At 25.0% G+C, this 9,748-nt stretch carries 9 protein-coding genes; 6 read left to right on the top strand and 3 right to left on the bottom strand.

Going from position 1 to position 9,748, the window contains the following annotated elements:
* Positions 1-105: 105 nt before the first annotated feature.
* Both tsaB and zwf read right to left on the bottom strand, forming a co-directional pair.
* A complete protein-coding gene (tsaB, locus tag AUT07_RS03335) occupies positions 106-780 on the bottom strand; it encodes a tRNA (adenosine(37)-N6)-threonylcarbamoyltransferase complex dimerization subunit type 1 TsaB (RefSeq protein WP_066284109.1) in 675 nt (224 codons plus the stop codon).
* 193 nt (positions 781-973) lie between these two features.
* Positions 974-2,446 carry a glucose-6-phosphate dehydrogenase gene (gene zwf, locus AUT07_RS03340; RefSeq protein ID WP_066284110.1) on the bottom strand — a complete coding sequence of 491 codons (1,473 nt, stop codon included), beginning with the start codon at positions 2,444-2,446 and terminating at the stop codon, positions 974-976.
* 1,017 nt (positions 2,447-3,463) lie between these two features.
* On the opposite strand from zwf, the gene lepA reads away from it, so the two are divergent.
* The 6 genes from lepA to acpS all read left to right on the top strand — a co-directional run bounded on the left by lepA (position 3,464) and on the right by acpS (position 9,301).
* Entirely contained in the window at positions 3,464-5,266 is a 1,803-nt protein-coding gene (gene lepA / locus AUT07_RS03345) for a translation elongation factor 4 (RefSeq protein ID WP_066284111.1), read from the top strand.
* Positions 5,267-5,284: 18 nt separating this feature from the next.
* Positions 5,285-6,256 (top strand): signal peptidase I, encoded by a 972-nt coding sequence (gene lepB / locus AUT07_RS03350; protein WP_066284116.1) that lies wholly within the window; start codon positions 5,285-5,287, stop codon positions 6,254-6,256.
* A 218-nt stretch (positions 6,257-6,474) separates the two neighbouring features.
* On the top strand, positions 6,475-7,149 hold the full coding sequence (gene rnc, locus AUT07_RS03355) for a ribonuclease III (RefSeq protein ID WP_066284119.1): 675 nt from the start codon (positions 6,475-6,477) through the stop codon (positions 7,147-7,149).
* On the top strand, positions 7,146-8,060 hold the full coding sequence (era, locus tag AUT07_RS03360; RefSeq protein WP_066284121.1) for a GTPase Era: 915 nt from the start codon (positions 7,146-7,148) through the stop codon (positions 8,058-8,060). Before rnc ends, era begins: the two co-directional genes overlap by 4 nt.
* 129 nt (positions 8,061-8,189) lie before the next feature.
* Positions 8,190-8,921, top strand: a complete 732-nt coding sequence (gene pdxJ, locus AUT07_RS03365; RefSeq protein ID WP_066284123.1) for a pyridoxine 5'-phosphate synthase — start codon at positions 8,190-8,192, stop codon at positions 8,919-8,921.
* Entirely contained in the window at positions 8,921-9,301 is a 381-nt protein-coding gene (acpS, locus tag AUT07_RS03370) for a holo-ACP synthase (protein WP_066284125.1), read from the top strand. The genes pdxJ and acpS overlap by 1 nt, the downstream gene beginning before the upstream one ends.
* A 17-nt stretch (positions 9,302-9,318) precedes the next feature.
* Here acpS and AUT07_RS03375 read toward each other — a convergent pair whose 3' ends face one another.
* Entirely contained in the window at positions 9,319-9,555 is a 237-nt protein-coding gene (locus AUT07_RS03375; protein WP_066284127.1) for a YfhL family 4Fe-4S dicluster ferredoxin, read from the bottom strand.
* Positions 9,556-9,748 lie beyond the last annotated feature (193 nt).

A 9,748-nucleotide genomic window follows, 5' to 3' on the forward strand; every position in this document is an offset into this window, starting at 1 on the left:
TATGTTAATAAATTTATATTAAAAAAATAAATTTATATGTATAATTAATTTTAAATATTTAATATTTGTTTAAATATATCAAAAATTAAATATTTTATGCTTTTTCTAAGTAAATTTATTACGTATATAAATCGGCCAAGCTTTTTCAGAGTAAATTATTTCACCACTTTCTAATTTCTGCAGAGCTAAAACTAACATATCTTTTGCATAAGGCATAAAAATATCACTTTTTAATAAATTTAATTTTTTATCCATCAATATAGGATATGATAACCAAGCATTACCAGCTATAGCCCAATTATCATTTAATTTATTTATTTTAGTTAAAAATTGTTCAATTTTAATAATTGATTCAGTATTTTCACCATACCAATAACCGTCTGATTGCAGTTCATAAAAAGCAAAATAAACTTCTTTTATTTTTGCATCTATAGCTACCAATACCTTTTTTTTATTTAATTTCCGATAAGCCCCTTGTGACATAGTTAATAAGGAAGAAATTTTTATAATTGGTAAATTTACTCCAAAAGATAGCCCTTGGGCAACACCAGCAGCAATTCTAACACCAGTAAAATTACCTGGACCACAACCAAAAGCTAAAGCATCAATATGTTGTAGATCTAAATTAGCATCAATAAGGCATTGTCTTATCATAGGCAGTATTTTTTTTTCATGATTTCGTGATACTAGAAAAAATCTAGTAAATACTATTCCATTAGACCAAATTGCAACAGAGCAAGATTCACTAGTTGTATCAATTGCTAATATACGAGCATCCATATTATTAATCTTTAATAAGTCATATCAAATAGTTACTATGTTAGTATTTTTTTTAAAAAGCAATTATTTGATAGTTAAAATTTATTATTTAGAATTATTTTTCTATTGAAATTAAATTTCAATTATACATTAATTATCAAATATAAAATTCACAATATTTTAAAATATTATTTACTAAAATTTTATTAAGTATTTAAAAATCATTCCAAGATCGCCCATCTTTAATGATCATTAAATCAGAAGCAATTGGACCTAATGTACCTGCTTGATATGTTTTTAAAGGTTCGTTATCCTTTGCCCATGCTTCCATGATAGAATCGACCCATTTCCAAGCTTCTTCTATTTCATCTCTACGAACAAAAAGTGCTTGTATCCCTTTCATTATTTCTAATAATAATCGTTCATATGCATCATCTAAATAAATTTTCTTATTGATTTCTGAAAAACTTAGATTTAATTTTGTTTTTTGTAGATGATGTTTATGTTCAACACCTGGTGCTTTATTTAAAATTTCAAGATCTATTCCTGCATTAAATTGCAATCGAATAGTTAATTTATTTTGTGGAAGAGTTTGAATAAAATCAGAAAAAATATTTAGAGATATATTTTTAAAATAAATTACTACTTCGGAGTATTTTGCTTTTAATCTTTTTCCTGTTCTTAAATAAAATGGTACACCAGTCCAACGCCAATTGTCAATATCAACTCTTATAGCTACAAAAGTTTCTGTTTTACTGAATTTATTAGCTCCTTCTTCAGCAAGATAGCCTGCAACTTTTTTTCCCTGTATAAAACCTGAAATATACTGTCCTCTGACTGTTTTTTCATTAATATTACTATAATCAATACGACGCAATGAACGTAGTATTTTTACTTTTTCGTCTCGTATACGATCTGCTGTTAAATCATTTGGTGGAGACATAGCAATTATAGTTAGTATTTGTAGTAAATGATTTTGAACCATATCACGTAATTGTCCTGTTTGATCAAAATAACTCCAACGTCCTTCTATACCAACTTCTTCAGCAACGGTAATTTGGACATGATCAATTATTCGATAATCCCAGTTATTAATAAACAATGCATTAGCAAAACGTAATGATAATAGATTTAATACTGTTTCCTTTCCTAAATAATGATCAATACGATAAATTTGGCTTTCTTTGAAATATTTAGCAACTACATCATTTATTTCTTTGAATGATGCAAGATCACTGCCTAATGGTTTTTCCATAACAATACGGTTATTTTTTTTATTAAGCCCAGCGTGTCCTAATCCATGGCAAACAGCACTAAAAGTTGTTGAAGAGATGGCAAAATAATATATAGTGGGTTTACTATCCCCCTCAAGATATTTGGCTAATAAATTAAATTTATTTAAATCATAAATATCTAAATTAAAAAAATCTAAACGATTACTTAATTTTTTCCATAAATGAGGATCAATTTTTTCATTCAAAAAATTTTCTAATGATTCTTTAACTACTCTTATATAAGAAATTGAATCCCATTCAGCTCTACCAATTCCTATTATACGAGTATTAGGATGTATATAACACATTTTTTCTAATTGATATAAGGAAGGTAATAATTTTCGGCGTGCTAAATCACCTTTTGCACCAAAAATAATAAAATTACATGCCTGGACTACTTTATTTATCATCATTATAGATAATTCTCTTTTTAAAATATCATTTATGAATACTGAAATATCTTTAATATAATAATATAATATAAGAAAACAGATTACCTGTTAAATAATTTCAATATGATTTTATAGTAATTATTTATTTAAAATGATTTATAGTGTATTTAAGCAATATAACAAAATAAATATTATGGTATTAGTAAAAAGATAATTTTTATATATATTTTGCTATTTTTATTTTTTTAATGAAAATTTAAATTAAAATTTAAAATAATAAATTTAATTAATTTATATTAAGTAATTTTATGCTAAAAATTATATAATTATTAAAATTTATTCATAAACTAAAATTATTTATTACAATTAAAATAGAAATCATTAAGTTATAATTAATAATAATATGCATTAATAAATTAGTAATACAAATATTAGATGTATTACAGATAATACTAATCTCTAAGTGATAATTTAATATTTAAAAAAACTGATAACTATAATATATTAAAATACAAGTTGTACTACTTTATAAAATTATTATAATAAAAATTATAATAATTTTATCCCTAATTTTGTATATATTTTGTTTTAAAGAACACTGGATTGTAAACTAGATATCAAGCATAAATCAATCAACTTTTTATTTAATAAATAAAAAGTTGAAAATAGGAATTTACGGAAAAATTTAACATACTCTGCTATGACGATATGCTTTTAAGCATTAACTATTTTCTTATAAAAGTAATGTTATTATTTTTTATATTTAGATAAATGTATCATTTTTACTTCTATAATTAATGCTTTTGCTAATTTTTATAGTAAAGTTGATTTTTTATTTAGAAATATTTTAATATTAAAACATCATTTTACAATAAAAATTAATGTTTACTAAATTGAAAATAAATTACAAATAACAATAAATATATTAAAATATATAATATATAAAAAATATATACGTAATATCATGTTAATATTTGTTAATTATTAAATTTAATAAAAGATTATTTTTAAGTTAGTAAAAAAGAAGAATATATAACCTTGAAGCTCAAATATATAAGAAATTTTTCTATTATCGCTCATATCGATCATGGTAAATCTACTTTATCAGACCGCATTATTCAGATTTGTGGAGGTCTTTCTAAACGTGAAATGAGATCTCAAGTATTAGATTCTATGTCTATAGAAAGAGAACGCGGGATTACAATAAAAGCACAAAGTGTTACTTTAAATTATAAATCTTTAGATGGTAAAACTTATCTGTTAAATTTTATTGATACGCCTGGGCATGTTGATTTTTCTTATGAAGTATCACGTGCATTAGCTGCTACTGAAGGTGCTTTATTAATTGTTGATTCTGTACAAGGTGTAGAAGCTCAGACTATTGCTAACTATTATGCAGCTATTGAAATAGGTTTAAAGGTTATTCCAGTATTAAATAAAATCGATTTATCTGCAGCAGAACCTGATAGGGTGGCTAAAGAAATTGAAAATGTAATTGGTATAGATACTCAACAAATTATTTGTTGTTCAGCAAAAACTGGTGATGGTATACAAGAGGTAATTGAATCTTTAATTAAAGAAATTCCACCACCAAAAGGTGATTTATCAGCACCTTTACAAGCATTAATAATAGATTCTTGGTTTGATAATTACTTAGGTGTTATTTCATTAGTACGAATTAAAAATGGTATAATGGTTAATGGCAAAAAAATTAAAGTAATGAATTCCAATAAATATTATAATATCAATAAATTAGGTATTTTTACACCAAATAGAATTTATTGTTCACAATTAAATTGTGGTGAAATTGGTTGGGTAGTTTGTGCCATAAAAGACATTCATGGAGCACAAGTTGGGGATACAATTACAGATGCATATCATCATGCCAAACAAGCGTTACCTGGATTTAAAAAAATTCAACCAAAGGTTTTTTCTGGGTTATTTCCAATAAATTCTGATAATTATATAGCATTTCGTGATGCCTTAGCAAAATTAAGATTAAATGATGCATCTTTATTTTATGAACCAGAGACTTCAACAGTATTAGGTTTTGGATTTAGATGTGGGTTTCTTGGATTGTTACATATGGAAATTATCCAAGAACGTTTAAAACGTGAATATAATTTAGATCTTATTACAACTGCTCCTACAGTTATTTATGAGGTTGAATTAACAAATGGTGATTTAATTCATATTGATAATCCATCTAAATTACCGAGATTTAATTATATAAATGAATTACGAGAACCAATTGCAGAATGCAAGATTATAACTCCTCAAGAATATCTTGGCAATGTAATTAAGCTATGTATAGAAAAGAGAGGTTATCAAATTAATATGGTTTATCATGGAATGCAAATATCATTAACCTATGAAATTCCTATGTCTGAAATAATATTAAATTTTTTCAATCGTTTAAAATCTATTTCACATGGATATGCTTCATTGGATTATAGTTTTATTTTTTTTAAAAAATCTGATATGGTACGTGTTGATGTATTAATTAATAATAAGAAATTAGATGCCTTATCATTAATTACTCATCGTAAAAAAGCAATATATTATGGACACAAGTTAGTTGAAAAAATAAAAAATTTAATTCCTCGTCAACAGTTTGATATTGTAATTCAAGCTTCAATTAATGATTATATTATAGATCGTTCAACTGTAAAACAATTGCGTAAAAATGTACTATCTAAATGTTATGGAGGAGATGTTAGTAGAAAAAAAAAGTTATTACAAAAACAAAAAGAAGGCAAAAAACGGATGAAATTAGTTGGTAATGTTAAACTTCCACGCGAAGTATTTTTTGTTAATCTTAATATAGAAGAGAATTACTAATTCTTACATAGGATTATTATGGCTAATAATTTTTCTTTAATCTTGACATTTATAACTTTAATTATAGGAATTATATGGATTTTTAGTCGCTTTAAATATATATTTTATAAAAATACAAAAACATTTAAAAAAATTAATAATAAAGAAACCAAAAATCAATTAAATTTATTAGATAATATACATAAAAAGAAAATGTCATTTGTTGACAGTTGTGCCTCTGTTTTTCCAATATTAATGATCGTTTTAGCTATACGCTCATTTATTTATGAACCATTTCAAATTCCATCTGGTTCAATGATCCCTACTTTATTAGTAGGAGATTTTATTTTAGTAAAAAAATTTGCTTATGGCTTAAAAGATCCTATTACTGGAACAACATTTTTTACTATAGGGAAACCTAAACGTGGGGATGTTGCTGTATTCAAATATCCTAAAGATCTTAGTGTGGATTTTATAAAACGTGTTATTGGTATTCCTGGTGATAGAATTATTTATTCTCCTGAAAAAAAAGAATTACGTATATGTCCAAATTATTCAATTTTGAATTGTGCACAAGAATTATCAATTAATTATTCTGAATTAAAAGAAAGTCAATGGACTTTATTTTTTAATAATAATTCTATATTAAATAATAAAAAAGGAAATTATTTGATCCCATTTAGTGAATTAATCCCGAATAACGCGTTGCGTTATTCGGAAAAGGTTGAAAATATAGATAATATTAATTATAAAATTTTAGTTATTCCTGAAGTATATACTGAATCGATTTATCAGCAACCGGGGTTGCCCGATAATGAATGGATTGTCCCTCCTAAACATTATTTTATGATGGGGGATAATCGAGATAATAGTTCTGATAGTCGTATGTGGGGATTCGTCCCGGAAGAAAATTTAGTAGGTAAGGCGGTTATTATTTGGTTTAGTTTTGATAAACATGAAGACGAATGGCCAACTGGGGTACGTTTAAATCATGTTGGCAAAATTAGATAATTAAAATTAAAAAAAGATATAAATTCAATTATAGATTTTTAAAAATTAATTATGTAATATGCAAGTATGATTATTGTAGTTTACAATTTCTTAATTATAAATTTTATATACGCAATAGCTTTACATAAAACTTAATTAAAGATATTGCGTATACTTGATTTTATATTCAAAAATTTTTAGATTAACACATAAATTTTGCTTTAATTCAATGGCTATAAATGCAAGAAATTCAAGAATTACAAAGTAAACTAGGTTATTTTTTTAAAAAAATTGAATTATTAAATCAAGCATTAACTCATCGTAGTGCTTGTAAGATTCATAATGAAAGATTAGAATTTTTAGGAGATTCAATTTTAAGTTTTGTAATTACTAATAATCTTTATCATAGGTTTCCTGAAGTTGATGAAGGAAATATGAGTCGCATGCGTGCAACATTAATCAGAGGAAATACGTTAGCTAAACTTGCAAAGGAGTTTGATCTAGGAAATTGTTTGTGGTTAGGTATTGGCGAACTAAAAAGTGGAGGGTTTCAACGAGAGTCAATATTAGCAAATGCTGTTGAAGCATTAATTGGAGGTATTTTTTTAGATAGTAATATTAAAAATACTGAAAAAATAATTTTAAATTGGTATGGAACTAGATTAATAAAAATTAATCCAGGGGATAAACAAAAGGATCCTAAAACAAGATTACAAGAATACCTACAAGGAAGGGGCTTACCATTACCTAATTATCTAGTAGTCCAAGTTCGTGGAGAAGCACACGAACAAGAATTTATTATTCATTGTAAAATTAGTGGTGTACAAAAACCAATTATAGGTATTGGATCTAGTAGACGTAAATCAGAACAATCTGCTGCTGTCCAAGCGTTAAAAATATTGGAGATTGCATGAGTAATCAGACAACATATTGTGGATTTGTCGTAATTATAGGTAAACCAAATGTGGGGAAATCAACATTAATTAATCAAATTCTAGGAAAAAAAATTTCAATTACTTCACGTAAACCTCAAACAACTCGTTATAATATATTAGGAATTGATACAAAAAATAATTATCAAACTATTTATATTGATACACCTGGATTACATATAAAAAAAAAACAGATAGTAAATAATTTAATAAAAGATTCTACAAATAAATTAATACATGATCTTGAATTGATTGTTTTTGTTATTGAAGGTACCAATTGGACAAATGATGATGAAAGAATAATACACGTACTAAAATATATTAGTTCTCCTGTATTATTAGTTATTAATAAAATTGATAATGTAATAAATAAAAGTATTTTGTTATCACACATTAATTTTCTTAGAAAAAAAATGGATTTTCTAGATATTATTCCTATCAGTGCAAAAAAAGGCACCTATATTGATACATTTATAAAAATTATTCAACAAAATATGCCTGAAACAACACATTATTTTCCAGAAGAATATATTACTAATATGTCTAAAATTTTTTTAGCTAAAGAGATTATTCGTGAAAAATTAATGCGATTTCTTGGTGATGAATTACCATATTTAATTAAGGTAGAAATTGAACAATTTATAGTACATAAGAAATATAATTATAAAATTAATGGCATAATTATAGTTATAAAAAATAGTCAAAAGAAAATAGTTATAGGTGTTAAAGGGCAAAAAATAAAAAGAATAGGTATTGAATCTCGTATAGAAATGGAAAAACTGTTTTCTGCTAAAATTTATCTTTCACTTTGGGTTAAGGTTAAAAAAGAAGCATCAAATAATGAATATTACTTAAATAGTTTAGATTATGTTTTTAATATTAATAAAATTTAATATTTTACTATTATTAGTTTAATATTTATATATTATAAATATTATAATTTTTTATAAAATTTACTGAGAAATTTATTATTTTTAAAATAATATAATATAATCTATAAAATAGTGTATAAGGAATTAAATATGGGAAATTTATTATTAGGAGTTAATATTGATCACATAGCAACAATACGTAATGCACGTGGTACTCAATATCCAGATCCTATATATAGTGCCTTTCTTGCAGAACAAGCAGGTGCTGATGGAATAACTGTACATTTACGTGAAGATCGTAGGCATATAACTGATCGTGATGTCAAATTGCTTCGTAATACGTTACAAACAAAAATGAATCTTGAAATGGCAATAACTAATGAAATGGTTGATTTTGCTTGTCAAATAAAACCACAATATTGTTGTTTAGTGCCAGAAAGACGTGAAGAGTTGACAACTGAAGGTGGGCTTAACGTTTTTGATCAAAAAACGTTAATCAAATTAGCTGTAAGAAGATTAACTAAAGCAGGTATTATAGTATCTTTATTTATCGATCCTCAAGATCAACAAATTGATGCCGCAGCAGAAATTGGTGTGCCATTTATTGAACTTCATACAGGAATTTATGCTAATGCAAAAAATGAATTAGAACAAATAAAAGAATTGGAACGCATTAAAAATGCTATAAATTATGCTAATTCGAAACAACTTAGGGTAAATGCTGGTCATGGTTTAACTTATCATAATGTTAGACAAATTGCTCAGTTAATAGATATATACGAACTTAATATTGGTCATGCAATTATTGGAAGAGCACTTTTTAGTGGTATGACAAATGCAGTAAGAGATATGAAGAAAATTCTTATTGAGGCACGTAATTAATGGCTATTATTGGTTTAGGTATTGATTTAGTTGAAATTATACGAATAAAAAAAATTACTCATCGTTTAAAAGACAGATTAGCAAAACGTATATTATCTGATCAAGAATTAATAATATACCAAAATCATTCCCAATCAGTTCGTTTTCTATCTAAGCGTTTTGCTGTTAAGGAAGCAGCTATAAAAGCTTTAGGGATAGGTATTAGAAATGGTTTAACATTTAATCAATTTGAAGTGTTCAATGATAAATTAGGAAAACCTGTACTTAATTTATTAAGTCAAGCAAAAATATTATCTAAGACATTTGGAATAAAACATATCCACGTATCATTATCTGATGAACAGCATTATGTTTGTGCTATTGTAATAATGGAAACTTAAAATTTTTATAAATACAATTAAATTAATTTATAATGCTTTTTATTATTGATGTCTTTAATTATAGTATCCCTAATTATAGTATTTTTAATAGGACATACAGACTGGCACATTGGTTTATCGTACAATTCAACACATTCATTACAAAGATTTGAATTAATTTGATAAAAATCTTCTCCCATTGAAATTGCATTATTAGGACATACTGGCTCACACATATCACAGTTGATACAACTATCAGTAATTAATAATGACATATCAACACCTTAATTTTTTATCTGCATTTTATATAGAAAAATATTTATTTGTAGATCCTACTACATACTTTTTATAAAGTAAAACCATTTTTTAAATATAAAATTATAAAAATTATTATAGTGCATAAATATATATTGTAAATTCAAAATTTGATAGGTTATAACTTTACTTTTATAAAGTTTAATTGATTAA

Origin of the sequence: Candidatus Arsenophonus lipoptenae (assembly GCF_001534665.1) — a bacterium.
Taxonomy (GTDB): Bacteria; Pseudomonadota; Gammaproteobacteria; order Enterobacterales; family Enterobacteriaceae; genus Arsenophonus; species Arsenophonus lipoptenae.